The following is a 26,051-nucleotide window of genomic DNA, read 5'->3' as shown; positions in this document are numbered from 1 at the left end:
CGCTGGCAGTGTGGCGGCCATCATCCTGATTGCCATCGGCGGGCTGCTCGGCGAGCTCCGCCGCCATACCGCCCTCTGGGTGGCCGCGGCCATGGCGCTGATGACGCTGGCACTGCTGTGGCGTTATCGAGGTCGCGCCTGGCGTGTCGTCGTGCCGCCCTTCGGCGCCACCCTCATCGTGCTGACGGCGTTCGCCGTCGGCGGCGTCCCGCTCAACATCTTCAACCAATTAGGTCTGCTGCTTATCTTGGGAATCGGGCTGGATGCCGGTATCTTCAACGTGGAGCATGCCCGCAAGCCGGCTGCGTGGCTGGCCATCACGCTATCGACACTCACCAGCCTGCTGGCATTCGGCATGCTGGCCTTCAGCGCGACGCCCGCGCTGCATTATCTGGGCCTGACCTGCCTGATCGGCCTGGCCAGCGTCTGGGCGCTGGTCCCCTGGGTGCGCCCGGAGGCTGGCCATTCGACACCACGACGGGAGAGCGAACATGTCTGAAGCCGACCACGAGGTCATCGTGATTGGCGCCGGCCCCGCCGGTGCCGCGATCGCGGCACAGCTGGCGTCCCGCGGTCGTCGCGTACTGGTGGTCGAACGCAGCCATTTCCCGCGTTTCTCCATCGGCGAGAGCCTGCTGCCGCAGTGCATGGGCCATCTCGAAGAGGCCGGCCTCCTCGACACCGTCCAGGCAGCCGGCTATCAACCCAAGAATGGCGCCGCGTTTACCCGCGGCGGCGAGAGCACGGCGATCGACTTCCGCCACAAATTCACGCCGGGCTGGGGCACGACGTTTCAGGTCGAGCGCGCCGACTTCGACCACCGGCTGATCGAGGCCGCCCGCGCGAAAGGCGCGAAGGTCGAATTCGGCATCACCGTCACCGCGTTCCGCGCCGATCCCGATCGCCCCCAGGTCGATGTCGTCGATGAATCCGGCAACGCCAGCACGCTGACCGCCCGCTTCGTCGTCGACGCCAGCGGTTACGGACGCGTACTGGCCCGGCTCGAGGCGCTCGAGCGCGACGCCCGCCAGGCCCCCCGCACCGCGCTGTTCACTCATGTCGAAGGCTGCCCGGTGGAGCCGAGCCATGATCGCGAGAAGATCCTCATCGGCGTTCATCCCGACGATGCCGGCATCTGGTACTGGCTGATCCCTTTCCGCAACCAGCGCGCTTCGGTGGGCGTGGTCGGCCAGACAGAGCGCATGAGCGCCTACGGCGATTCGACCGAGGCCCGCTGGCAGGCGCTGATCGACGCCGAGCCGCGTTTCCGCCAGCTGCTCGGCGGCTCGCGGCCGACCCGACCGATCGCTGAACTCGGCGGCTATTCCGCCGACGTGACGCGTCTCCATGGGCCCGGTTATGTGCTGCTGGGCAACGCCGGCGAGTTCCTGGACCCGGTGTTCTCTTCCGGTGTGACCATTGCGCTGAAATCGGCAAGCCTGGCGGCACCGCTGGTGGATCGCCAACTGGCCGGTGAGGCCATCGACTGGCTTGGCCGGTTCGAGGCACCGCTGCGCGAAGGCATCGAGACGTTTCGCGCCTTCGTCGACGCCTGGTACGACGGCAGACTCCAGACCATCATCTTTCACGCCGACGCACCCCGCGATATCAAGGAGCGCATCAGCGCCATTCTGGCCGGCTACGCCTGGGACCGTCGCAACCCGTTCGTCACCGACTCGGCCCGGCATATCGACACGCTGGCCGACCTCTGCGAGAGACAGGCGGCATCGAGGGCGTCGGGCTCCGGGACCGCCGGTGCGCGTCAGCCGGATGCTGGCCCGTCGCCGGAGACCGGACGGTGATGCGCGGCTTTCCCCTCCTGCTGCCGCTGTGCCTGGCGTTCGCCCTGTCCGCCTGCAGCTTGAGTCCACCGGTGTCGCCGACGCCGCCGCTGGCCGCCGCCACCACGACCGACACGCTGAAAAGCCGACTGACGTTCGAACCGGACGGAGGCGAAGCCCGCACCTTGATCGCGTTCATCCGGATCGATCCGGACCGCCTGCGTGCGGTGCTGGTGACGCCCTACGGTCAGCGCCTGACGACGCTGGTTCGCGACGCCGAGGGCGCGCGCTTCGAAGCGGGCGACGCGCCGGGTGAACCCCAACTGCCGATGCCGCCACAATGGCTGGCATCGCGCCTGGAGTGGAGCCTGTGGCCGATCGACGCCCTGCACGACGCCTTCGCGGGGAGCGCCTGGCGGGTCGTCGACAGCGCGACGAGTCGCGACATCAGCTATCGGGGAAGCCTGGTCGCTCGCATCACGCCGGCGCCGGATCGCGATCGCTCCGAGACGCTGATGCTGGACGACCGCCAGGGCCACTACCGGTTGACGATCGCCCCGATGCAGGAGAACGATGATTCATGACTGCCTCTTCTTGTCGCCTGTCCCGCCCCGGCGTCGTCTGCTCACTGGGCGACGATCTGGACACGATCGGCCACGCCCTGTTCTCGGGCCAGCGCGGCCTGACCACCAGCGACGCCTTCACCCCGGGCCGTCCCCTGCCGTTGGGACAGGTCACCAGCGAACTGCCCGACGACAGCCAGTGGCCAAAGGACCACCGCAGCCGCAACAACCGGCTGCTGGCGCTCGCCCTGGCTCGCCTCGGCGACGAGATCGAGTCGCTGCTTTCCTCGGTGCCGGGCGATCGGATCGGAGTGGTCATCGGCAGCAGCACCTCCGGCATCGGTGAGACCGAGTCGGCATTGGCGGAGAGTGGCCGCGAAGGGCCGCTGCCGGAAACCTTCGCCTACGCGCGCCAGGAGCTGGGAGCGCCGGCGCGCTTCATCGCGGAGCGTCTGGGAATCACCGGTCCCTGCTACACGCTGTCGACGGCCTGCAGCTCCAGTGCCAGAGCGCTGGCCAGCGCCAGGCGCCTGCTCAAGAGTGGCCAGTGCGATGCGGTGATCGCCGGTGGCGCCGACAGCCTGTGTCGCCTCACGGTCAATGGATTCCTGAGTCTGGAAGCCGTCAGCGACAACCCCTGTCAGCCCTTCTCCCGGCATCGCGACGGGATCAATCTCGGCGAAGCGGCAGCCCTGTTCGTGGTGACGCCTGAAAGCGGCGGTGTCCAGCTCGCCGGCGTTGGCGAGAGCGTCGACGCTCACCACATCTCCGCCCCCCGCCCGGACGGCAGTGGCGCAGCGGAAGCGATGCGCCAGGCACTGGAGATGGCCGGGCTCGAGGCGTCCGAGATCGACTATCTCAACCTCCACGGCACCGGAACGGCACTCAACGACAGCATGGAGGCCGCGGCCGTGACGACGCTGTTCCCAACGCCGCCTGCCTGCAGTTCGACCAAGGGGCTGACGGGGCACACGCTTGGCGCCGCGGGGGCCCTCGAAGCCGCTTTCTGCTGGCTGGCGCTCACCCAGGGGCGGCTGCCGGAACATCGGTTCGACGGGGTCTATGATCCGGAGATTCTCCCGCTCCCCCTGGTGACGAACGGTGCAACGCCGCAACGCCGGCCGCGCCGGGCGCTGAGCAACAGCTTCGCCTTCGGCGGCAACAATGCCAGCCTGCTGTTGACGCTGGACCCTCGAACCGAATGACGAGACGCCAGAACGAAGAGAGACTGTCATCTTGAATCCCTCCAGCGCGGTTCGCCTGCCCTGCGCCGTCGAACCCTTGATACCGCACGCCAGGCGCATGTGCCTGCTGACCCACCTGATCGCCGCCACCGACGATGGCGCGACCGCGGAAACGTCGACGCGCCACGACGACCTGTTCGCCGAGGCCGACGGCATTCCCGCCTGGGTCGGGGTCGAGTGGCTGGCCCAGACCGTCGCTGCCTGGGCCGGCTTTCAGGCGTCCGGCTCGACCGAGACACCGGCGCCCGGCCTGTTGCTCGGGGCCAGGCGCTACCGGGCCCGGGTGCCCGTCTTCGCCTTCGATCAGCGAATTCAGGTCACGATCACCGTCGATTTCGTCGCCGACAACGGCGTTACCCAGGTCAGCGGCGAGCTGCGCCGGGCCGGGACCCGCGAACCGCCGCTGGCTCACGGCAGCCTGACGCTCTACCGCCCCGACTCGATGCCGATCCGGGGCGACGCCTGACCTCCCGACCCCATCATTCGCAGCTCTGCTACCGAGGTTTCATGGAAGACAAACATCCCGAGACGATTCTGGTCACCGGCGCCAATCGCGGCATCGGCAAGGCGATCGCCACGCGCCTGGCCCGCGACGGCTTCGACCTGGTACTGCACTGCCGCCGCCCGGGGGGCGATATCGAGGAGGTCCGGGCAGGAATAGAAGCCGAGGGCCGCCAGGCCCGCGTGATCCATTTCGACGTCACGGCGCGGGAGGCGGCCCAGGCGGTGCTGGAGGCCGACATTGCCGAGCACGGCTGCTACTACGGCGTGGTCTGCAATGCCGGCATCACCGCGGACAGGCCCTTCCCAGCACTCGCGGGCGAGGACTGGGACAGCGTGCTGCGGACCAATCTGGATGGCTTCTACAATGTCCTGCATCCGCTGGTCATGCCGATGATCCAACGTCGCAAGCCCGGTCGTATCGTGGCGCTCTCGTCGATGTCGGGGTTGACGGGCAATCGCGGCCAGGTCAACTACAGCGCCGCCAAGGCCGGGATCATCGGCGCCAGCAAGGCGCTCGCCGTCGAGCTGGCCAAGCGCCGGATCACGGTCAACTGCGTGGCGCCAGGCTGGATCGAGACCCAGATGACCGACGAGCTGCCGAAAGACGAGGTTCGCAAGCTGATACCCATGCAGCGCACCGGAACGGCCGAAGAGGTCGCCGGCACCGTCAGCTTCCTCTGTTCGCAGGATGCCGCCTACATCACCCGCCAGGTGATCGCGGTGAACGGCGGCATGATCTGAGCGCGGCTGAAGCACTACTTTAGCGAGTGCTCAAGAAACAGCGGTCCCGTGCCGATAAAGCGTCATGGCGGCAATGACTCTCCCCTGATTGGACATCGGCATGAAATCCGGCATCTCCATCGCCCTGATCATTATCGTGCTACTGGCGCTGGCCGCTGGTGGCGCGCTGGCCAGCGAACTTGACTGGCCACTGCCGGCCGATGCGCTGGCACCGCTGGGCATCTATCTGCTGACCCTGGTCCTGGCGGGTTGGCTCTGCGTGCAGTTGGTCGTCCTGGTCAGAGGGCTGAACCGCCAACAGCAGGCCCTGATCGAAAGCCAGGACGCGGTGCGCCGCCAACTGGAAGCGGCGGAGCTGTCGCAGCTGATGGGGCAGTTCGTGCAGCACGCCGAGGCGCTGCTCGACAAGGAGAGTCTGGATCCGAACAAGCGCAGCGTGATGCGTTGTCTGGCGATCGATGCGCTGCGCGGCAACAGCGGCCGGGGCGACGTGAACTACACGCGCCTGGCCAGGCTCTTCGAATGGCTGGATGCCGAGGCGGATCGTCACCAGAACGACCCTCACCGGCTGCAGCTGATGTTACCCACGCTGATGCAGTACGCCGAGATCGCCTGGCAACTGTGCCAGGTCGGCGAGAGCCAGGCGGATCGGCTGTCGCGCTTTCTGCAACACCAGCCGACACCACCCCCCCGCGACGACGCCTGATCGGCGGGCTACTTGATCGCGGCCGTCAGGGTAATCTCCACCCGCAGCGACTTCGCCGGCATCGGTGCCGTGATACAGGTGCGCGCCGGCGCATGCCCTTCGGGGACCCAGGCATCCCAGACCGCATTCATCGCCGCGAAATCGTCCCCGTCCGCCAGATAGATGGTGGCGGAGAGCAGGTGCTCCCGGTCCGAACCGATCTCGTCCAGCAGCGCCTCCACCCGGGAGAGCATGCTCAATGTCTGCGCGGTGATGTCGCCCTCCCGGGCTTCGGGACCCGCCACCTGGCCGCAGAGATAGGCGACGCCATTGTGGATCACCGCACGGCTCATGCGGGTCTGCGGATCGTGACGTTGAATGGTCATGGATGACTCCTGTGGGGACGGCGGCGAGTGCCGGTGACGGTGAATGAGCCACGGCGGCGGTGATGCGCCGTGGCGAGCGATCAGCGCAGTATAAGCGTTGCGGTCCGCGCGTGTCGCAGCATGGCGGTGGTGGTGCTGCCGACCAGCAGATGGCGAATCCGCGAGTGACCGTAGGCGCCCATGATCGTCAGGTCGATCTGCTGTCGGTCCGCGTAGTCGGCGAGGACTTCATCGACGTCCCCGGCCAGGATAGTGCCCTGGGCGTCGACCTGCCCCTGGCGCAGCCGCTCCAGCGCCCACTCGAGCTGGGCTCGCTGATCGTCGGTGCCGGCACCGATCATGACGACGTGGCAGACCAGGCCGTTGAGCAGCGGGCTGTCGGCGATCATCTCGACTCCCTTGCGGGTCGTCTGACCGCCATCGAACGCCAGCAGCAGCCGTGACGGCGGCTGGAACTCGGGCGGGGTCACCAGAATCGGAGTATGCAGCGTACGCACGACCCGTTCGAGATTGCTGCCCAGGTGCTCGAGGGCTTCACTGGCGGATTCGCCACGCTTGCCCAGCACGACCAGCCGCGTCTGAGGCTCGCGCTCGACCAGCGACTCGATCAGATCGCCGTGGCGCAGCGCGGTCGAGACCCCGACACTGGGTGCCAGGCGCTCGGCCTGGCTCCGCGCGGCCTCGAGCAACTCGCGACCATGCTGCTGGGCCAGCTTGGCACGCTGCTCGTCGAGCTCGGTGAGCTGCTCGCGCAGATGTTCACGGCTGCCGAGACCGATCTGCCCGCTGGCGTCGGTGGCGCCCAGGCTGGATGCCTTGCTCAACACGTGCATCAGCTCGAGCGGCGTGCCGAGGCGTTCGGCGGCCCAGGCGGCCGCGGCGCAGACCGCAAAAGCGTGGTGCGAGTCGTCGATGCAGGCCAGAACCTGACGTTCACTCATGGCGTTCTCCTCTGCACTATCGTCTGGTGGACAGGCGTCGCACGATTCGCGATCGATTGACGGCCGTACTCGTGGCTCGTGGCTCGTGGCTCGTGGCTCGTGGCTCGTGGCTCGTGGCTCGTGGCCAAAGTCTAGTGACCCATCAGTTTTTCCACCGCATCCGGCTTGTCATGCACGCCGAAACGATCGACCAGGGTGGCGCTGGCCTGGTTCATGCCCACCACCTCGACTTCGGTACCCTCGCGCCGGAACTTGACCACCACGTTGTCCAACGCCTCGACCGCCGTGATATCCCAGAAGTGGGCACGGGAGACATCGATCGTCACCCGCTCGATCGCCTCCTTGAAATCGAATCCGGCGTTGAAGCGGGTCGACGAGGCAAAGAATACCTGACCGACGACGTCATAGTTGCGTGTCTTGCCGTCGTCGTCCATGCGACTCCCGATGTAGAGGATCTGTCCGACCTTGTTGGCGAAGAACAGCGACGCCAGCAGCACACCGACCAGCACGCCGATCGCCAGGTTGTGGGTGGTGACCACGACCACCACGGTGGCCAGCATGACGATGTTGGTCGACATCGGGTGACGGCGCAGGTTGACGATCGACTCCCAACTGAACGTGCCGATCGAGACCATGATCATCACCGCCACCAGTGCGGCCATGGGGATCTGCGAAACCCAGTCGCCGAGGAAGACCACCAGGATCAGCAGGAACGCGCCGGCGATCAGGGTCGACAGGCGCGTACGTCCGCCGGATTTCACGTTGATCACCGACTGCCCGATCATCGCGCAGCCAGCCATGCCGCCAAGCAGGCCCGAGAAGATATTGGCGACGCCCTGCCCCTTGCACTCGCGGTTCTTGTCACTGGACGTATCGGTCAACTCATCGACGATCGTCGCGGTCATCATCGACTCCAGCAGGCCGACGATGGCGATGCCCAGCGAATAGGGCAGGATGATCATCAGGGTGTCGAGATTGAGCGGCACGTCGGGCCACAGGAAGACCGGCAGGGAATCGGGCAGCTCGCCCATGTCGCCCACGGTACGAATGTCCAGGCCGCTGAGCATGTAGACGATCGTCAGCACCACGATGCAGACCAGCGGCGACGGCAACGCCTTGCCGATCACCGGCAGATAGGGAAACAGATAGATGATGCCGAGCCCGGCGGCGGTCATCGCATAGACGTGCCAGGTGACATCGGTCAGCTCCGGCAGCTGGGCCATGAAGATCAGAATCGCCAGCGCGTTGACGAACCCCGTCACCACCGAGCGCGATACGAATCGCATCAACTCGCCCAGGCGCAGGTAGCCGAACACGATCTGGATCACCCCGGTCAGCAGCGTCGCCGCCAGCAGGTATTCGAGGCCGTGATCGCGGACCAGGGTCACCATCAGCAGCGCGGTGGCGCCGGTGGCGGCGGAGATCATCCCCGGGCGGCCGCCGGTGAAGGCGATCACCACGGCGATCGAGAACGAGGCGTAGAGACCGATCTTGGGATCGACGCCAGCGATGATCGAGAATGCGATCGCCTCCGGAATCAGCGCCATGGCGACCACGGCGCCGGCGAGCACGTCGGCACGGACGTTGGACAGCCAGTGTTTTCTTATCAGTTCGAGCATGGGCAGTTCTCTGTCATGAGCCACGGTGGGCGGCCAGGGACATCGCCGTTGCGTTTCGACAAGACGAAACTGCAGTGGTCGATCTCCGTCGTCAGGGACATCGAACGCAGGGCGTTGTCGGTCGACCACCACGCATTCGCGGCAAGTCTTTGAATTGAATGGGAGCAGCAAAACAGTGCCGTCCGCCGACCGGGAGGATCGGAGACAGCCGGGCGGGTGCCGAAAGGCACGCCGGGACGGGGGCGTGACGCTAGGGTGGAGTCATACCGACGATGGTACTGGCAAAACGGGCTTGCATGGAGTCGGACCCTGTCGAGCGCGGCAGGCGCGTCGTTGGATGATTATCTCGAGGCGCAGGAGTCTACCACTAACGTCGAAAAGTTCCCAGCCGCGATCGCCGGGGGCGAATCGTCACCGTCGGCTTCGATGCCTCAGCGGTTGTGCGCTTCCAAAAACCGCTGCATCGCCTCGACGGTGGCGTCGCTGCAGTGGTGCTCGATCCCTTCGGAGTCGGCTTCGGCGACATGGGGGGGGACGCCGAGTGCCAGCAGGGTCGACAATACCAGTTGGTGGCGGGCCTCCACTTTCTCGGCCAGTTCGCTCCCCTTCACGGTGAGGAAGACGCCGCGATAGGGGCGCGCCTCGGCCAGACCGTCACGCTTGAGCCTGGCGATCACCTTGGAAACGGCGGCGGCGCTGACCCCGAAACGCTCGGCCAGGTCGCTGGCCCGAGCTTCGCCGTGATCGCGATGAAGCTGCGCGATCTCCTCCACGTAGTCTTCCACCAGCTCCTGCTGGTGGTCGAGACGCGTGCGCTCGAAGCGGGCATAACGTGGACGTGGCGTTACTGGCATGATGTTCTCATCGACGGGCTGAAGTGAAGGACGGCGAGAGTGTGTCGGGCGTGCTCCCGCACGCGTCCCTGAGAGCCTACAGCAACTCGAAGGCCAACACATAGCCATTCAACGAGATGATGATCGCCGCGATCACACATCCCAGCGCCGTCACCCAGGCACGATTGGTCAGATTTCCCATCACGCGGTGCTGTGCGGTGAAGTGGAGCAGCGGCACCAGCGCGAAGGGTATCCCGAAACTCAGCACGACCTGGCTGGCGACCAGCACCTGCTGCTCGGGGAAGCCCAGCATGATCACCGCGATCGCCGGCAGCATGGTCAACAGGCGGCGCAGCCAGATCGGGATGGTGAAGCCGACGAATCCCTGCATCACCACCTGGCCCGCCATGGTGCCGACGATCGACGAGGAGAGCCCCGCCATCAGCAGCGTGAAGCCGAACAGGGTGCTTGCCAGATCCCGGTCCATCAACGGCGCCAGCAACTGGTAGCTCTGCTCGATCGATGCGACGCCGGTGCGCCCGTTGTCGAAGAAGACCGCCGCAGCCAGTGCCAGCATCGACAGGTTGATGATCCCGGCGATCCCCATGCCGATGATCACGTCCCAACGGTAGTAACGCATCGCACGGCGGCGCTGCTCGTCGGTATGGGTCGCCACCCGGCGCTGCGACAGCGACGAGTGCAGATAGATGACGTGGGGCATCACGGTAGCACCCAGGATACCCGCCGCCAGGAACACCGCGTAGCCGTCCGGGAACTGGGGCAGCAGCAGACCCTCGAGCGCCGGCGCGGCGTCGGGGCGCCCCATCACGATCTGGATCACGAACCCTGCCGCCACCGCCATCAGCATGCTGCCGATGATGATCTCGAGCAGGCGAAAACCGAATCGCTGCATGTAGAGCGCCGCATAGGTGATCGCGCCTGTGAGCAGCGCCCCCTCGAGCATCGACATGCCGAACAGTAGATTGAAGGCCAATGCGGCACCGAGGAATTCCGCCAGATCGGTGGCGATCGCCACCAGCTCGGCCTGGACCCAGTAGAACCAGACCAGCGGCCGCGGGTAGCGATCCCGGATCATCTCGGCCAGGTTCTTGCCCGTCGCCAGGCCAAGGCGAACCGACAGCGTCTGGATCAGCATCGCCATCAGGTTGGCCCACAGCACCACCCACAGCAGGACATAGCCGTAGCGCGAGCCCGCTTCGATATTGGTGGCGAAGTTGCCCGGGTCGATATAGGCAACCGCCGCGATCATGGCGGGGCCGAAGAACGGCAGGAAGCGCGACAGCGCCGATCGGCGGCGACCGCCGACCTGCACCGTCTCGCTCCCTTTGCAGGACTCGATAACGCTGTCGGACACGATGGAACCCTGAAATTTGTCAACGAACCGGCGCATTTATGCCCCGGTTATCAATTTAAACCTTGGTTGACAAGATATACCCGAGTTACCAACGGCGCAACGGTGTGCGCCCATGAGTTATTTCAATCGGCCCGATTGATGGATCCGCATCACGCCACCCCGAGCATCGCTAGCGCCACTGCAGGATCGGCCAGCCGCGGGCGGTGGCGGTCTCGCGCAGGCGGGCGTCCGGCTGCGTGGCGTGGGGATGATCGACGAATTCGAGCAGCGGCAGGTCGTTGTAGGAGTCGCTGTAGCCCCAGGTCTCCCAACCCTCGGCAAACCCGGTGTCGTGAGCATCGAGCCACTGGGCGAACGCGTCGAGCTTGCCGCGCTGGTAGGTCTGGATACCGATCGGTTCGCCGGTGAAGCAGTCATCGGTGTCGAACTCGGGCAGCGTGGCCAGCGCGCCGTCGGCCCCGACGGCGTCGGCGATGGGTCCGACCAGGTGATGCATCGAGGCGGAGATCACCAGCGTGGCGTGTCCTTTGCGACCGTGTTCCTGTAGCCGCGCGACGCCTTCCTGCATCAGGCGCGGGCGCACCCTGGCCTCGACGAAGGCTTCGACCTGTTCACGCACCTCGCGGCGGGAGCGACCGATCAGCGGCGCCAGCGTGAAACGCAGATGCTCGGTCATGTCCAGCGTACCGGCATGGTACTGCGCGTCGTGGGCGCGCATCTGTCCCAGCAGGCTCTCGCCATCGGCGACCCAGCCGCACTCGATGATCCATTCGAGCCAGAGATGAGTGCAATCGCCGTCGAGCAGCGTGTCGTCGAGATCGAAAATGGCCAGGGCGGACGGCGGGTGCGGCGAAAGGGATCGTGACGTAGCCAAGCGTGACTCCGGTTCAAGCGGCTGAAGATGACGTCAGGATACACGCTGGCGTCGCGACGGACAGCGTCCGCCGGCGTCGATCAACCGTCGTCCTTCGGCGCGGCCGCCCCGGAGAATCCCCGCATTGTCTTGAACGCTTCCATGATGTCCATCGGCAGCGGGAAGACGATGGTGGAGGCGTTCTTGTTGCTCATGTCACTCATGGTCTGGAGATAACGCAGCTGCAGCGCCGCCGGATTGCGCGACATGATATCGGCCGCCTCGACCAGCTTTTCGGCCGCCTGCTGCTCGCCCTCGGCATGGATCACCTTGGCGCGGCGCTCGCGTTCGGCTTCGGCCTGACGGGCGATCGCCCGGATCATGCTCTCGTCGAGATCGACATGCTTGATCTCGACGTTGGCGACCTTGATCCCCCAGGCCTCGGTCTGGGTGTCGATGATCTCCTGGATGTCGTCGTTGAGCTTGTCGCGTTCGGAGAGCATCTCGTCGAGATCGTGCTTGCCCAGCACCGAGCGCAGCGTGGTCTGCGCCAACTGGCTGGTGGCGTTGACGTAGTTCTCGACCTGGATGATCGCCCGCTCCGGATCGACGACACGGAAATAGAGCACCGCGTTGACGCGCACGGTGACGTTGTCCTGCGAGATGACGTCCTGCTCCGGCACGTCCATGGTGATCACGCGCAGGTCGACCACCTGCATCTTCTGGACCACCGGGATCAGGAAGAACAGCCCCGGGCCCTTGACATCCTGGAAGCGGCCCAGAAAGAACACCACGCCACGGCGGTATTCCGGCAGGATCCGGACCGACGCCAGCAGCAGCAGAATCAGCAGTACCACGGGTACCAGATAGGCGAACATCATCTCGTCTCCTTCCTGCAGGACAGCCTTCCGCACCGTCCTCGCGACGGGCGTCGGGCATCGGTTTCAGGTCGACGTCGGCGGGCACGCGACGCCGATCGGTTCGACGCTGACGGTCAATCCGTCCAGCGCCGTCACGCGCAGCTTGTCGCCCTTGTGAATTCGGGCTTCTCCGCGCGCCCGCCAACGCTCGCCGTGCAGCAGCACCTTGCCGCGCCCGGCGGAAAAATCCCCCAGCGCCACCGCATCGGCACCGATCAGCTCCTCGCGACCGGTCAACGGGATGCGTCGACGCACCCCCATCAGGCGCATCACGCCCCATAGCAGAAAACCGGCCGCCACCAGCGCCGTGCCACCGATCAGCGGCCACGCCACTGCACTGTTGGCCTCGTCCATCAACAGGATGGAACCGATCACGAAGGCGACGATACCGCCCACCCCAAGCGCACCGAAACTGGGCAGGAAGGCTTCGCCGACGATCATGACCAGGCCGAGCAGAACCAGTCCCAGCCCCGCCAGATCGATCGACAGCACCTGAAAGGCGAACAACCCCAGCAACAGGCTGATACCACCGACCACGCCCGGAATGATCGTGCCGGGACTGGCGAGTTCGAACACCAGCCCGTAGAAGCCGATCAGCAGCAGGCCGTAGGCGATGGTGGGGTTGGCGATGAACGAAAGCAGCGAGGTACGCCAGTCCGGCAGTTCCCGAACGATCTCGATATTTTCGGTAGAGAGCGTGCGCGTGCCGGTCTCCAGTGTCACCTGGCGGCCGTCCAGCTGCGCCAGCAGGTCGTCGAGATCGGTGGCCACCAGATCGATGACGTTGCGTTCGAGTGCTTCCTGCGCGCCGAGATTGGCCGCCTCACGCACCGCCTGTTCGGCCCAGTCCGCGTTGCGTCCATGGCGTTGAGCGTATCCGCGTATCGTGGCCACGGCATCCTCGACCACCTTGCGGCGCATCGCCTCGCCGTCGGCATCGTCGCGGGTGTCGCCGCCCAAGGTCACCGGGGTGGCAGAACCGAGATGGGTGCCCGGCGCCATCGCCGCTATCGGGCTCGCGTAGAGAAGATAGGTTCCCGCACTGGCCGCACGGGCCCCGCTCGGCGTGACGTAGATCGCCACCGGCACTTCGGCGGCGAGTATGGACTGCGCTAGTTGACGCATCGACTCGACCTGGCCGCCGGGGGTATCGAGCTCGACGACCAGGAGTTGCACCCCCATCGACTCGGCCTGCCGAATACCGCGCTCGACGTAGTCCCGCGTTGCCGGGTTGATGCCGTCATCGAGGGTGAGCACCAGCGTCCGCGGGGCGGAGGACGACTGCGCCAAAGCCGCCATGGCCACCAGCCCGCCCACCAGCAGGCAGGCGAGCCAGCCCATGCAGCGCTGGCGCCGTGTCGGGAATTCGCGAGTATTGCCCGTCGAGTGAACCATACTCGCAGCGTAGTCAGTTTCTCGCGTCGATGCCGTTAATCAGTAGTCGCGAGGCTCAGGATTGCAGCTTTCCCTCACGCTTGAGCATCACCTCGAACTGGTCCGCCAGCGCCTCCATGTCGGGCGCCATCATGTCGGGAGGATCCCCCCAGGGCTCGAACGGCACTTTGGGATTGCGCTGGATCCACGCTGCGCGCAGCCCGGCGTAGCGCGCACCGATGATGTCGAAAGGATTGCTGGAGACCAGCCAGGTGTTGTCGGGGCGGCTGTGCGTGCGTCGACGCAGGTGCGCGTAGACGACGGCGTCGGGCTTGAACCGCCGCACTTCCTCGACGCTGACGATATCGTCGAACATCGCCAGCAATCCGGCATTGTCGAACAGCAGCTCGACGCTCTGGCGGCTACCATTGGAGAACGCCACGCAGCGCACGCCCAGTCCGCGAATCCGCTCGAGCGCGGCGGGCACCTCGCCGAAAGCCGGCAGGCGGCGATAGGCCATCATCAGGTTCTGCTTGAACTCCTCACCGAAGCGAGTGCCCCACTCCTGGTCGACCAGATCCAGCGCTTCCCGTTTACACTGGGAAAAATCGGCGTAGGCGCCCATCAGCCCCCGTCGGAAAGCGAACTCGAGCTGCTTGTCGCGCCAGCGGCCGGCGAACAGGGATGCCTCCTCGCCGAGCCGCGAGCGGAGCGTGGAGACGACGCCTTGTGTATCCACCAGCGTCCCGTACACATCGAAAGCCAGTACCGGTGTTTGCATGTCTTGGATCCTTGGTCAAAATGTCTCGTCCCGCGTTTTTTGTCACCATGAGCTCATGAAACTGAAAAAACCCGAACAAAATCATTGTTCTATTTTGTAATCACGGAGTGACGCGCCATGCGCCCGGACTATGGGGGACCGCTCCCCGAACCCGTGGGTTTCCTGTTGATTCCGCGCTTCTCGATGATGGCGTTCTTCGCCGCCGTGGAGCCGCTGCGAATCGCCAACCGACTGTCCGGTCGTGAGCTCTATCGCTGGACGCTGATCAGCGAAGATGGTCAGCCCGTGACCGCCAGCAACGACATGACCCTGCTCATGGATTGCGGCCTGGTCGATGCCCCCTCGCTGCCGACGCTGGCGGTGTGCGCGGGCTTCGAACCGGAGCGCGGCCTGCCGCGCAGGCTCTCCCAGTGGCTGCACCGCCAGGCCAGTGAAGGCTGTCTGCTGGGCGGCATCGATACCGGCCCGCTGCTGCTGGCGGAAATGGGGTTGCTCGACGGCCATCGCCTGACGCTGCACTGGGAGAGCCTGCCGGCGTTTCGCGAGCGGTTCCCGACGCTGGAAGCGGTCGAGTCGCTGTTCGAGATCGACGCCCGCCGTTTCACCTGCGCCGGCGGTGCCGCCGCCATGGACATGACCCTGAGCATGATCGCCGGTCGCCACGGCCAGGGACTGGCCGACGACATTTCCGAGCAGTTGATCCACGCCCGCCTGCGCCCGCGCCAGGAGCATCAGCGCCTGCCGCTGGCGAAACGCCTGGGCACGCACCGCCGACCGCTGGTGGACGCCGTCGCGTTGATGGAACGCCACCTCGAACAGCCGCTCTCGATGACCGCGGTGAGCGATCGGATCGGCCTCTCCATGCGCCAGCTCCAGCGGCTGTTTCTCGATGAACTGGGCAAGCGCCCCCGGGACTACTACCTCGAACTGCGGCTGGATCGAGCCCGACATCTGCTCGAGGAGACCGATCGCGACATTCTGAGCATCGGCCTGGCCTGTGGTTTCAGTTCGGCCTCGAGCTTTTCCCGTGCCTATCGCCAACGCTTCGGGGCGCCTCCCAGCGCTTCGCGGCGTCCCGACGGGCATTCAGCGCCACCTCCCAATCACGGCCAAAAACCTCAATAAAATGGCGTTTAAGCGCAATCCCGGTACCGGGTCATCCGCCACGCTGACTCGACCCCCAGCAGCGATGCCTTCGGAGCCCCTCATGTCAGCCGTCTCGAATCCCCGGTCACACGCCCTCCCTGCCACGCCGGACTTCGACGCCTGGCCGGTCGATCACTCCATCACCGGTATCACCCACGACGACAGGCAACTGACGATCGACTGGCAGGACGGTCGCAGGAGTCGCTACCACAGCATCTGGTTACGCGAGAATGCCGCCGACGACAGCACGATCAACCCGACGACACGGGAACGCATCCTCGATCTTTCCCGATTAGGGGCATGGCCGACCATCGGCGAAGCCCATTTGGAGACCAGCGGCGCGGTCACGCTCGAGTTTCTGCCCGAGCGACGCCGCCTGTCGTTTCACCCCGGCTGGCTGCGCGCCCACGACTACGACAACGAGACGGCCGCCGAAGACCCGCTGGTGGCCACGACACACTGGCGTGGCGCCGAACGCAGCGAGCCGACCACGCTCGACGCCAGCGGCTGGATGGACGCCGAACACGACGCCACCAGCATCGACCCGCTGCTGGAACAGGCGCTGGAGGCGGTCATCGGTGAAGGGTTGGTCAGGCTACGCAACCTGCCCGTCGAGCCGGGCAGCCTGGATCTCATCGCACGGCGCATCGGCCCACCGCGACCGACCAACTTCGGCCACCTGTTCGACGTCCGCGCCAAGCCGGATCCGGACTCCAATGCCTATACTTCGATCGCCCTGCCGCCCCACGTCGATCTGCCGACTCGAGAGTACCAGCCAGGCCTGCAGCTGTTGCACTGTCTGGAGAACGATACCGTCGGCGGCGAGGCGGTGATGATGGACGGCTTCGCCGTGGCCGAGGCCCTGCGCGAGCGCCATCCCGAGCATTTCGCGACGCTCACCCGCGTGCGCTGGTGCTACGCCAATACCGCCAGGACCAGTGACTACGTCTGGTTCGACCCGATGATCAAGCTCGACGCCCGGGGAGAGTTTGATGAAGTCCGCATCGCGGATTTCCTGCGCGGCCCACTGATGGCGCCGTTCGACGACGTCGAGCCCGCCTACGCGGCGCTGATGACGCTGCAACGGTTGTTGCGCGAGCCTGAATTCGCGCTGCGCTTCGGCTACGCGCCCGGCGACCTGGTGATCTTCGACAACCGGCGCCTGCTCCACGCTCGCGACGCCTTCGATATCAGCCAGGGCGGCCGTCGCTGGCTGCAGGGCTGCTATCTGGAGCGCGACGAAGCCCGCTCCCGCCTGCGCATGCTGCATCGCGCCCGACGCCGGGAGCGGGTCGCCTCGTCAGTGGTGCCAGGGAACTGACGCCGGTTCGCCGATGGCTAGTCCCGTCTGATACCGATGCGCCGCCCGGCGGCGCTGGGCCATTCATCACCCGCGGCCGGCAGCGCGGCAACCGCCGTGGCCACCGGCGTGGGGAACGGTGCCGGGCGGCCGCTTTCCACATCGATCCCCATCAGCATCTGCTCGCTGGTCGCGAGTACGTCGCCATCCATGTTGTTGAGCGTGAACAGCACGTGCAGACGCTTGGCATCGCTGTCGAGCAGCGTCAGCGCCACGCTCAGCCCTTCACCGCGATGGGCCTGCTGGCGATAGCAGAGATGGGTCTCGAGGGTGTAGATCGTGTAGCCAAGCTCGGCGCGACCGGCTTCGTCGAGGCCGATCCGATCCATCAGCGCCTCCACCGCCAGCGAGAACACCCGCGCATACTCGGCATCGTTCATATGCCCGTTGTAGTCGACCCAGGCATCCAATACTCGGGTCTGAAAAAGCGGATCACTTGTGTTCCGGGTCATCAGTTGCGCCTCGTCGATCAAATCCGGCCCTGGAGCCCTTCGGCCTCCGGCCAGTACTTCTGGGTCAGCTCGAGCAGCTCGGTGAGAAACGCATCGCGGCGTGTCTCGAGCTCGGCAACGCTGCGCCCGGCAGCCTGATGCTCGCAACCGTCGGCCACCTTGTCGATCAGCTCGTCGGTCAGTTCCGGCGCTTCCAGCTTGGTCCACGGCAGTTTCAACGCCGGGCCGAACTGGTGCAGCATATGGCGCATGCCGCCGTCGCCGCCGGCCAGATGGAACGTCAGGAAGGTGCCCATCAGCGACCAGCGCAGACCGCAGCCGTAGATCACCGCCGCGTCGATCTCCTCGGTGGTGGCGACGCCGTCGTTGACCAGGTGCAGCGCCTCGCGCCACAGCGCCTCCATCAACCGGTCGGCGACGTGCCCCTCGATCTCGCGACGCACCACCAGCGGACGCATGCCCAGCGCAGCGTACTGGACTTGGGCGCGTTCCATCACCACCGGCGCGGTGTGCTCGCCACCGACCAGCTCCACCAGCGGCAGCAGATAGACTGGATTGAACGGGTGCGCCACGATCACGCGGCCGGGCTCTCGGGTGCAGGCCGACTGCAGATCGCTCGGCTTGATCCCGGAGGTCGACGAGCCGATCACCACGCCCGGCGCGGCCAGCGCATCTAGCTGGCTCAGAACGTCGTGCTTGAGCGCCAGCCGCTCGGGCACGTTCTCCTGGATCAGTTCGGCGCCTTCGACGGCGGCCTCCAGTGAATCGACGAAAGTCAGCGCCTCGGGATCGGCGTTCTCGGCGAGCCCCAGCCGCTCCAACGCCGGCCAGGCACGCTCGACGAAGGCGCGGGTGCGCTCGGGGGCCGTGGCATCTGGGTCGAAAGCGGTCACCCGGCAGCCGGCCGCCAGGGCGCGGGCGATCCAGCCATTGCCGATCACGCCGGTACCGATCACGGCAACGTTGCGGGGAAGTTCGGAAGCAGTCATCAAGACACTCCATGACGGTGCGAGGAAAGAGAATCGGCGAACGCGCACTCGGGGGATATCCCGGGCGCGTTCACGGAAAACGGGGAGAGTTCGGGCGGAATCAGGGCTTGCGCAGCGCCAGCGACTCCCGCGTCTGTGCCGGCGTCTGCACCTTGCCACCCAGGTTTTCGACGATGGTGGCGGCACGCTCGACCAGTTGGGCGTTGGTGGCGAAGACGCCCTTGCTCAGGTAGAGGTTGTCTTCCAGGCCAACCCGCATGTGCCCGCCCATGATCATCGACTGCGCCGCCATCGGGAACTGCTGGCGACCGATGCCGAACGCCGACCAGATCGCGTTTTCCGGCAGCTTGTTGCGCATCGCCAGCATGGTCTCGGTGTCGGCCTCGGCGCCCCAGGGAATCCCCAGGCAGAGCTGGAACAGCGGGTCGCCGTCGATCAGCCCCTCTTCTACCAGTTGACGTGCGAACCAGACATGGCCGAGATCGAAGCACTCCAGCTCCGGCTTGACCCCGGCCTGCTGGATCAGACGCGCATGCTCGCGCAGCCAGTCGGCGGTGTTGAGATAGACCATGTCGCCGAAGTTGAGGCTGCCGCAGTCCAGCGTGCAGAGTTCCGGCAGCAGCTCGCCCACCGGGTGATGACGCTCCGCCGCGGTCTGCAGGTCGGTGCCGTCGAGCCCGTGGATCATCCCGTCGCGAATCTCGGGAAACAGGTCGCCGCCGCCACCGGCGGTGATATTGATCACCGCGTCGACGTCGGACTCGCGGATGCGCTCGACCACCTCGCGGAAGTGATCGGTGGAGTGGCTGACGCCGCCGGTTTCCGGATCGCGCACGTGGAGATGGACGATGCTGGCACCGGCGCGGGCGGCGTCCAGCGCGCTATCGGCGATCTGGCGCGGGGTAATCGGCAGGTCCGGATGTTTGCCGGCGGTATCGCCGGCGCCGGTCACGGCACAGGTCAGGATGACGTCGCGATTCATGGGATCCTCTCTTGGTCCGGCCGCGATTCGTTGGCCGCTCGCGGCGGTGCATGAGTGCACCCGGTGGGTGCCTATCGATGTCATCCATTGTGGGCGCCGCAAGCCCCCTCAGATTGTTATAAGGCGCCATGAAATTGACGCTTCACGACACTCATCTGCCCCGCTGTGCCGTGGTTCGCGGTGACTCGCCGAACCGTGCCCGATAGACCCGGGAAAAATGCGCTGGCTGAGCGAATCCTGCCGCCAGTGCTGCCTGGGTCACGCTGGTTCGACTATCGGCGAGAATCTGCCGGGCCCGATCGAGTCGCAGCGACAGATAGCGGCCTTTCGCCGTTTCGCCACGATAACGCTGGAAGAGCCGGTTGAGCTGGCGCTGGGACTGGCCGACACGGCGACAGATATCCGGGATCGTCAGCGGCTGCGCCAGATGGGCCTCCATGATCGCCTCCGCCCGACGAACGCTCCGGGGGAGATACTCCGAGCCGGCCCGCCCCTCGATATCACTCTGGATGCGAGGATCCAGACGCGAGTGCACCAGTTGACGGCTTAGTGCCGCGACCAGATTGGTCCCGTGCTCCCGCTCGATGAAAGCCATCATCAGATCGAGACTGGCCGCGCCGCCACCGCCCGTCAGACGCTGGCGATCGAACCGGTAGCGGGCGTCGCTCAGGGCGAGCTCGGGGAACTCTTCCGCGAAGGCCGGTGCGCTCTCCCAGTGAAGGGCCACTTCGAAGCCGTCCAGCAACCCGGCCCGAGCCAGAATGAACGCCCCCGTCTCCAGCGCCGCGAGCAAACCGCCATGGGCCGCCACCTGTCGCAACGCCGCCCAATGCGACGAGGCCACCGTCGCCTCGGCCTCGTAAGACGCCACCACGAACAGGTTGTCGAAGATCGGCGTTCGCCCCAGCGCCGCATCGACATCGACGGTCACGCCGTTACTGGCGGTCACCGGCCGGCCATCGTTGGAAAACAGCCGCCACGCGAACAGCGAGCGCCCGAATCGATTGGCGACGCGCAGCGGCTCGAGCAGACAGTAGAGCGTCAGCATCGAGAACTTTGGCAGCAACCAGAGATTGACCGTGACATCCGCCTCTTCAGGCGACAGAACGGGCGGCAGGTCGGGGCGGGGATAGAGCCATTCCGGCGTCGGACGATCGGACATGGCGAAAAGAATCTCTGATACGGCCAAAAATATCAATTGTCTCGACGCGACACCTCCTAGGGTATCAGGACACTGACCCACCGAGAGATGTCGCCATGGACGTTTTCGTCGAGATCATTCCCGGTACCGACGCCCGTCAACTGAGAGTGGTCGAGGGCAATCGGGAAACGCGCTTCCATGCGCTGTGGCTACGCGAGCGCTCCCCCGATGCGCAAACTCTCGATCCCCGCACCGGCCAGCGGCTGATCGAGGCTGCCGCCCTGCCGCTGGAGCTGGCGCTGGCCGGCGCAGACTGCGACGGCGAGACGGTCGACTTGACGTTCAGCGACGGGCATCGCGCCCGTTTCGCCTTGCGTGACTTGCATCCGGAGGCGCATGCCGGCGCCGGCCATGAGCACTGGGATGCGTCACTGCCGGAGCTACCGAGCGCCGATTTCACCCCTGCGCTGGAATGCGACGACGCCCTGTCGGAGATGCTCGAGGCGCTTGAGCGCTACGGCTTCGTCAAGGTCAGCGGCGTGCCGCTGACGCTCGATGGCATGCTGCCGCTGGTGGAACGCCTGGGGCCGCTGCGCCGGACCAACTGGGGCGCCATCGCCGACGTCAAGTCGATCAACGATGCCTTTGATCTGACCATGACGCAGCGCGGACTCGAACCGCACACCGACAACCCCTACCGCGACCCGATACCCGGCTATATCTGGCTGCACTGCCTGAGCAACGCCGACAGCGGCGGTGACAGCACGCTGACGGACGGCTTCATGGCCGCGGAGCGCCTGCGCCGGGACGCCCCCGACGCTTTCGACTGCCTGACGCGTACGCCGAGCCGATTTCGCTACGTCGATGATGACGCCCACCTGGAAAGCGAGGGCCCGCTGATCGAGCTCGACGCCCGTGGCGAGGTGGTCCGGGTGCGCTACAACAATCGCACCGAGCGCATCCCGCCGCTGCCGCCAGAGCAACTGGAGCGCTACTACGCTGCCCGGCGCGCGTTCTTCGCGCTGATCACCGCGCCGGAACTGACGCTGACACCCAAGCTGGCACCGGGCGAGATGCTGATCATGGACAACTACCGTCTGCTCCACGGGCGCACCGCCTTCCGCCTCGACCGGGGCATTCGCCATCTGCGCCAGGGTTACGTCGATCGCGACACCACCGCAAGCCGGCGCCTGACGTTACGTCGCCGGACCGGTGTCTCCCCCCACTCGCGCCAGGAGTCCGCATGAGCGCCACTTTTACCCGGTTCGACCATAGCCAGGCAAATGACTGGCGCGAGATCGACGCCCACTTTCGCGACTATCGCAAAGGCGTCGTCGAGCGCGTCATCACGCATCTGTTGCGCCTCGAAGGTGACACGCACGGCTATCCGGTCGATCGCTACACCCACTGCCTGCAGACGGCGACTCGCGCCGAGCGCGCCGGGGCCGATGACGAAACCATCGTCTGCGCCCTGCTTCACGATATCGGCGACGATCTGGCGCCGGACAATCACGCCGAGATCGCCGCCGCCATTCTCGAACCGTTCGTCGATCCGTTGAATGTGTGGATGATTCGCCACCATGAGCTGTTCCAGGGCTATCATTACCGCCACTTCTACGGTCTGGATCGTCACGTTCGCGACGACTATCACGGCCATCCCGGCTACGAACGTACGGTTCGTTTCTGCGACGAATGGGATCAGACCTCGTTCGACCCCGACTACGACACGCTTCCCCTCGAGCATTTCCGTCCACTACTCGAGCGCGTTCTGGCACGTCCGCCGTTCGAAGGCGAGGGCCTGCCCAGCGTTGCGAGCGGCTGAGCCCGCGCGCTCGCCGACCGTAACGCCCATCACTCCCACAATAACCAGGAGTCACCATGACACCGCGCACCGCACTCGTGGCCGCCACGCTGCTGCCGCTATCGCTGATGACCGTATCGATGTCGGCTCTCGCCCAGAGCCCACCGCAGGATCGGGCCGACAGCGTCAATTTCGTCGTTCCGCCCTGGCCCGGCGTCACCGTCAAGACCGAAGTCTTCAGCCAGTTGATCGCACCGCTCGGCTATGACAGCGAGAGCCAGGAGGTCAGCAGCACGGTCGGCTATCGAACGCTTCAGACCGGCGACAGCGATGTGTTCCTGGCCGGCTGGCTCCCGGCCCAGCAGGAGAGCCACGACGAGGCGATGGCCAGCGGCAAGATCGAGGATCTCGGCAACAACGTCACCGGTGCACGGATGGGCTTCGCGGTGCCGGGTTACGTCTACGATGCCGGCGTCCACAGCGCCGAGGACCTGGATGCGTATCGCGACCGGTTCGATGGCCGTTTCTACTCGATCGAATCCGGCTCGACGGTCAGCACGTTCATCCATGACGCGCAGGACCAGGATGTCTACGGCCTGGGCGACTGGCAGATTCTCGACTCCTCGACGCCGGGCATGCTGTCGGAGGTCGACGCCGCCTTCAACGACAAGCGCTGGATCGTCTGGTACGGCTGGACACCGCACTGGATGGCACCGGCCTATGACATGCACATTCTCGACGACCCGGCGTCGGTCTACGGCCCGGACAACGGCAAGAGCGACGTGCGCACCATCGTCAACAAGGCATTCGCCGAGGCCAACCCCAACCTGCTCGCACTGCTCGAGCAGTTCACGCTGACCGCCAACGAGCAGAGCGAATTCATCGACGGCTACGGCCGCCAGGAGCGCTCGGCCAAAGACGTCGCCCGGCAATGGTTGCAGGATCATCCCGACCGCGTCGCCGAGTTCCTCGACGGCATTACCACCCGCGATGGCCGACCGGCGCTCGACGCCGTGAAGGCAAGTCTGCAGTAACCTTTCCGCCAGCCCGCTTCCAGCCGTCGGACCTGACCGGAATGGAGAACAGCCGCCGAGCAGGTACTCCCCGCCCGGCGGCTGTTCGTGGGAACGCGGAATCGTTAGTCTGTCACTATCAGCTTGCTTCCACTCCGCGACTCGCCACCACGGGACTGTCATGCGTTCAGCCGACCCACACCACTCGTCTCCCCGCTATGCCCAACTGACCCGGCGCATCGCCGGCGAAGGCGCCAGCGCCTGGAACATTCACTTTCGCGCCAAGGCGCGCCAGGCCCGTGGCGAGGATGTCATCATCCTCTCGGTGGGCGATCCCGATTTCGACACCCCGCCCTCCATCGTCGACGCCGCCGTCGACAGTCTGCGTCGCGGCGTGACCCACTACGCCGACGTGCAGGGCAAGCAGGCCTTGCGCGAACGCATCGCGGCCTTTCATCGCGCCCATGGCGGCCAGCCCGAGACGAGCGCGGAACACGTCGCCGTGCTCGCTGGCGCGCAGTGCGGTCTCTACGCCACGGCACAGTGCCTGCTCGATCCCGGCGACGAGGTGATCATTCCCGAACCGGCCTACGTCACCTACGAAGCGGTGGTGCAGTCCACCGGCGCGGTGCCGGTATGGGTGCCGCTGCCGGCCGACGAAGGCTTCCAGCCCCGCCCGGCCGACATCGAGGCGGCGATCACCTCGCGTACCAAGGCGATCCTGATCAACAGCCCCCACAACCCCACCGGCCAGTGCCTGACGCCGGCGATGTGGGAATCGATCGCCACGCTCTGCCGCGATCACGATCTGTGGCTGATCGTCGATGCCGTCTACGCCGACCTGATCTTCGACGGCGAGCACCTCAGCCCCGACAGCCTGCCCGGCATGCGCGAGCGCACCGTGGTGATCAGCAGCCTGTCGAAATCCCACGCCATGACCGGCTGGCGGCTGGGCTGGGTGGTGGGCCCGCGGCCGCTGATGACCCATCTGGTCAACCTCGCCCTGTGCATGCTCTACGGCTGCCAGCCGTTCATCCAGGACGCGGCCATCGCGGCTTTCGACGCACCGCCGGCAGCACTGGACACGATGCGCGAGACCTACCGCCAGCGCCGCGATGCGGTGGTCGAGACCCTGCGCGAAAGCGAGACCGTCGCCACGCTGCCGCCAGCCGCCGGGATGTTCATGATGATCGACATTCGCGCGACAGGACTCAGTACCCACGCCTTCGCCGATCGTCTGCTCGACGAGCATGGCGTATCGGTACTCGCAGGCGAGGCCTTCGGCGCCTCTGCCGCGGGGTTCGTGCGACTGAGCCTGACCGTGGATGCCGAGCGCCTGCGCGAAGCGTGCCGGCGAATCGAGCGTTGCGCCCAGGAGTGCCAGGGCGAGTCCCGACTGGCGGCCCGGCCGCTCGACGGCATGACAAGCTGACCCCGAATCCGCACAATACCGCGATCACGACGTCGTCAAAGATCAACGGCAGGACAACGCCCATGGCATCTCCGGACTCATCCCAACGCGCTTTCGAGGACTTTTCAGAGGGCTCTTTCAAAAACTCTTCGAAGGGCTCTTTCAAGGTCTACGTCGACGGCCAGGAAGGCACCACCGGCTTGCGACTGTTCGACTATCTCCAGGCTCGCGACGATATCGAGCTGCTGCGCATCGACAGCGACAAGCGCAAGGATCCGGCCGAGCGAGCGCGCCTGCTCAACGCCGCCGATGTCGCCTTTCTGTGCCTGCCGGATGCGGCCTCCCGCGAAGCCGCGGCGATGGTCGAGAACCCGAATACCTGCCTGATCGATGCCAGCACGGCGTTTCGCACCGATCCGAGCTGGGTCTACGGGCTGCCGGAGCTCGACGAGGGCCAGCGCGACCGGATTCGCGCCAGCAAGCGCATCGCCAACGTCGGCTGTCACGCCAGCGCCTTCATCCTGCTGGTTCGACCGCTGGTGGACGCTGGACTGCTGCCGGCAGACTATCCGCTCTCCGCGTTCTCGCTGACCGGCTACAGCGGTGGCGGCAAGGCGATGATCGCCGAGTACCAGAACGACAGTGACGACCGCCTGGCTGCGCCACGCCCCTACGCCATGGCGCTCGGCCACAAGCATCTGCCGGAGATGCAGCAGCATGGCCGCTTGGCGCAGCCGCCGGTGTTCTCACCGATCGTCGGCCCGTTCCTGAAGGGGTTGATGGTCAGCGTACCGCTGCAGCTCTCGCACCTGGCGGAGGGCGTGGGCGCGGAGAAGTTGCTCGGCGCCTATCGCGCGCACTACGCCGACGAGCCGTTCGTCCGGGTGCGGCCGGTCGAGGCACTCGACAATCTGGACAACGGCTTCTTCGACGTCCAGGGCGCCAACGAGACCAACCGCGTCGACCTGTTCGTGTTCGGCAACGACGAGCGCGTCTGCCTGGTATCGCGACTCGACAACCTCGGCAAGGGTGCCGCGGGCTCCGCCGTGCAGAACATGAACGTGCATCTGGGGGTGGACGAGATGACGGGCCTCGGCGTCTGACGCCTCGCCTGCCGAGGTCGGGGCCGCCGCCAAGCCCGACCCGGCAGGTTCGG

26 protein-coding genes and 1 pseudogene are annotated in these 26,051 nt (G+C 66.0%); 14 read left to right on the top strand and 13 right to left on the bottom strand.

From position 1 onward, the window contains the following. The 7 genes and pseudogenes from Q0602_RS08040 to Q0602_RS08010 all read left to right on the top strand — a co-directional run. Positions 1–499, top strand: a pseudogene (locus tag Q0602_RS08040) (hypothetical protein); the annotation flags it as partial. Next, positions 492–1,802 (top strand): NAD(P)/FAD-dependent oxidoreductase, encoded by a 1,311-nt coding sequence (locus tag Q0602_RS08035; protein WP_298841330.1) that lies wholly within the window; start codon positions 492–494, stop codon positions 1,800–1,802. The pseudogene Q0602_RS08040 and the gene Q0602_RS08035, both read left to right, overlap by 8 nt. Next, positions 1,802–2,365, top strand: coding sequence for a DUF3261 domain-containing protein (locus Q0602_RS08030; RefSeq protein WP_149436589.1), 564 nt, complete (start codon positions 1,802–1,804; stop codon positions 2,363–2,365). The genes Q0602_RS08035 and Q0602_RS08030 overlap by 1 nt, the downstream gene beginning before the upstream one ends. Beyond that, positions 2,362–3,549: a beta-ketoacyl-ACP synthase gene (locus tag Q0602_RS08025; RefSeq protein ID WP_298841327.1), complete on the top strand. Its 1,188-nt coding sequence runs from the start codon at positions 2,362–2,364 to the stop codon at positions 3,547–3,549. Before Q0602_RS08030 ends, Q0602_RS08025 begins: the two co-directional genes overlap by 4 nt. A 31-nt stretch (positions 3,550–3,580) precedes the next feature. Then, on the top strand, positions 3,581–4,054 hold the full coding sequence (locus Q0602_RS08020) for a hypothetical protein (RefSeq protein ID WP_295038469.1): 474 nt from the start codon (positions 3,581–3,583) through the stop codon (positions 4,052–4,054). Between the two features lie 41 nt (positions 4,055–4,095). Next, positions 4,096–4,833, top strand: a complete 738-nt coding sequence (gene fabG, locus Q0602_RS08015) for a 3-oxoacyl-ACP reductase FabG (protein ID WP_295038472.1) — start codon at positions 4,096–4,098, stop codon at positions 4,831–4,833. 100 nt (positions 4,834–4,933) lie between these two features. Then, a complete protein-coding gene (locus Q0602_RS08010; RefSeq protein ID WP_298841322.1) occupies positions 4,934–5,539 on the top strand; it encodes a hypothetical protein in 606 nt (201 codons plus the stop codon). An 8-nt stretch (positions 5,540–5,547) separates the two neighbouring features. On the opposite strand, the gene Q0602_RS08005 is transcribed toward Q0602_RS08010, so the two are convergent. The 9 genes from Q0602_RS08005 to Q0602_RS07965 form a co-directional block, all read right to left on the bottom strand. Beyond that, positions 5,548–5,904, bottom strand: a complete 357-nt coding sequence (locus tag Q0602_RS08005; protein ID WP_149436584.1) for a RidA family protein — start codon at positions 5,902–5,904, stop codon at positions 5,548–5,550. Positions 5,905–5,984: 80 nt separating this feature from the next. Further along, on the bottom strand, positions 5,985–6,845 hold the full coding sequence (locus tag Q0602_RS08000) for a universal stress protein (protein WP_298841318.1): 861 nt from the start codon (positions 6,843–6,845) through the stop codon (positions 5,985–5,987). A 131-nt stretch (positions 6,846–6,976) separates the two neighbouring features. After that, complete coding sequence (locus tag Q0602_RS07995; protein WP_298841314.1) at positions 6,977–8,464, bottom strand: SulP family inorganic anion transporter; 1,488 nt, start codon at positions 8,462–8,464, stop codon at positions 6,977–6,979. 431 nt (positions 8,465–8,895) lie between these two features. Beyond that, the gene (gene mntR / locus Q0602_RS07990; protein WP_110707690.1) at positions 8,896–9,318 is read right to left on the bottom strand and encodes a manganese-binding transcriptional regulator MntR; all 423 of its coding nucleotides are present in this window, start codon (positions 9,316–9,318) and stop codon (positions 8,896–8,898) included. Between the two features lie 76 nt (positions 9,319–9,394). Beyond that, a complete protein-coding gene (locus Q0602_RS07985; protein WP_298841312.1) occupies positions 9,395–10,672 on the bottom strand; it encodes an Nramp family divalent metal transporter in 1,278 nt (425 codons plus the stop codon). Positions 10,673–10,841: 169 nt separating this feature from the next. Then, positions 10,842–11,546: an HAD family phosphatase gene (locus Q0602_RS07980; RefSeq protein WP_298841309.1), complete on the bottom strand. Its 705-nt coding sequence runs from the start codon at positions 11,544–11,546 to the stop codon at positions 10,842–10,844. A gap of 80 nt (positions 11,547–11,626) precedes the next feature. Continuing rightward, on the bottom strand, positions 11,627–12,406 hold the full coding sequence (locus Q0602_RS07975; RefSeq protein WP_149436580.1) for a slipin family protein: 780 nt from the start codon (positions 12,404–12,406) through the stop codon (positions 11,627–11,629). Positions 12,407–12,469: 63 nt separating this feature from the next. Next, positions 12,470–13,840, bottom strand: a complete 1,371-nt coding sequence (locus Q0602_RS07970) for a nodulation protein NfeD (protein ID WP_298841303.1) — start codon at positions 13,838–13,840, stop codon at positions 12,470–12,472. A gap of 55 nt (positions 13,841–13,895) precedes the next feature. After that, positions 13,896–14,600: a haloacid dehalogenase type II gene (locus Q0602_RS07965; RefSeq protein WP_298841300.1), complete on the bottom strand. Its 705-nt coding sequence runs from the start codon at positions 14,598–14,600 to the stop codon at positions 13,896–13,898. Positions 14,601–14,717: 117 nt separating this feature from the next. On the opposite strand from Q0602_RS07965, the gene Q0602_RS07960 reads away from it, so the two are divergent. Together Q0602_RS07960 and Q0602_RS07955 are read left to right on the top strand one after the other, a co-directional pair. Continuing rightward, the gene (locus tag Q0602_RS07960) at positions 14,718–15,725 is read left to right on the top strand and encodes a GlxA family transcriptional regulator (protein ID WP_298841297.1); all 1,008 of its coding nucleotides are present in this window, start codon (positions 14,718–14,720) and stop codon (positions 15,723–15,725) included. An 82-nt stretch (positions 15,726–15,807) separates the two neighbouring features. After that, positions 15,808–17,067, top strand: a complete 1,260-nt coding sequence (locus Q0602_RS07955) for a TauD/TfdA family dioxygenase (RefSeq protein WP_298841294.1) — start codon at positions 15,808–15,810, stop codon at positions 17,065–17,067. 17 nt (positions 17,068–17,084) lie between these two features. Here Q0602_RS07955 and Q0602_RS07950 read toward each other — a convergent pair whose 3' ends face one another. The 4 genes from Q0602_RS07950 to Q0602_RS07935 form a co-directional block, all read right to left on the bottom strand. Beyond that, positions 17,085–17,558 (bottom strand): thioesterase family protein, encoded by a 474-nt coding sequence (locus tag Q0602_RS07950; RefSeq protein ID WP_298841291.1) that lies wholly within the window; start codon positions 17,556–17,558, stop codon positions 17,085–17,087. A gap of 17 nt (positions 17,559–17,575) precedes the next feature. After that, the gene (locus Q0602_RS07945; RefSeq protein ID WP_298841288.1) at positions 17,576–18,547 is read right to left on the bottom strand and encodes an L-carnitine dehydrogenase; all 972 of its coding nucleotides are present in this window, start codon (positions 18,545–18,547) and stop codon (positions 17,576–17,578) included. 100 nt (positions 18,548–18,647) lie between these two features. Next, the gene (locus Q0602_RS07940; RefSeq protein ID WP_295038507.1) at positions 18,648–19,529 is read right to left on the bottom strand and encodes a 3-keto-5-aminohexanoate cleavage protein; all 882 of its coding nucleotides are present in this window, start codon (positions 19,527–19,529) and stop codon (positions 18,648–18,650) included. A gap of 151 nt (positions 19,530–19,680) precedes the next feature. Then, the gene (locus tag Q0602_RS07935) at positions 19,681–20,691 is read right to left on the bottom strand and encodes a GlxA family transcriptional regulator (protein ID WP_298841285.1); all 1,011 of its coding nucleotides are present in this window, start codon (positions 20,689–20,691) and stop codon (positions 19,681–19,683) included. Between the two features lie 95 nt (positions 20,692–20,786). On the opposite strand from Q0602_RS07935, the gene Q0602_RS07930 reads away from it, so the two are divergent. The 5 genes from Q0602_RS07930 (at position 20,787) to argC (ending at position 25,998) form a co-directional block, all read left to right on the top strand. Next, the gene (locus Q0602_RS07930) at positions 20,787–21,917 is read left to right on the top strand and encodes a TauD/TfdA family dioxygenase (RefSeq protein ID WP_298841281.1); all 1,131 of its coding nucleotides are present in this window, start codon (positions 20,787–20,789) and stop codon (positions 21,915–21,917) included. Beyond that, positions 21,914–22,492 carry an HD domain-containing protein gene (locus Q0602_RS07925; protein ID WP_298841278.1) on the top strand — a complete coding sequence of 193 codons (579 nt, stop codon included), beginning with the start codon at positions 21,914–21,916 and terminating at the stop codon, positions 22,490–22,492. The genes Q0602_RS07930 and Q0602_RS07925 overlap by 4 nt, the downstream gene beginning before the upstream one ends. 56 nt (positions 22,493–22,548) lie before the next feature. Continuing rightward, the gene (locus Q0602_RS07920; RefSeq protein WP_298841275.1) at positions 22,549–23,505 is read left to right on the top strand and encodes an ABC transporter substrate-binding protein; all 957 of its coding nucleotides are present in this window, start codon (positions 22,549–22,551) and stop codon (positions 23,503–23,505) included. Between the two features lie 160 nt (positions 23,506–23,665). Continuing rightward, positions 23,666–24,916, top strand: a complete 1,251-nt coding sequence (locus Q0602_RS07915) for an aminotransferase class I/II-fold pyridoxal phosphate-dependent enzyme (protein ID WP_295040593.1) — start codon at positions 23,666–23,668, stop codon at positions 24,914–24,916. A gap of 62 nt (positions 24,917–24,978) precedes the next feature. Then, the gene (gene argC / locus Q0602_RS07910) at positions 24,979–25,998 is read left to right on the top strand and encodes an N-acetyl-gamma-glutamyl-phosphate reductase (RefSeq protein WP_298841272.1); all 1,020 of its coding nucleotides are present in this window, start codon (positions 24,979–24,981) and stop codon (positions 25,996–25,998) included. Positions 25,999–26,051: the final 53 nt, after the last annotated feature.

Source organism: uncultured Salinicola sp. (assembly GCF_937921195.1).
GTDB lineage: Bacteria > Pseudomonadota > Gammaproteobacteria > Pseudomonadales > Halomonadaceae > Salinicola.
This window is presented reverse-complemented; position numbering and strand designations above follow the sequence as displayed.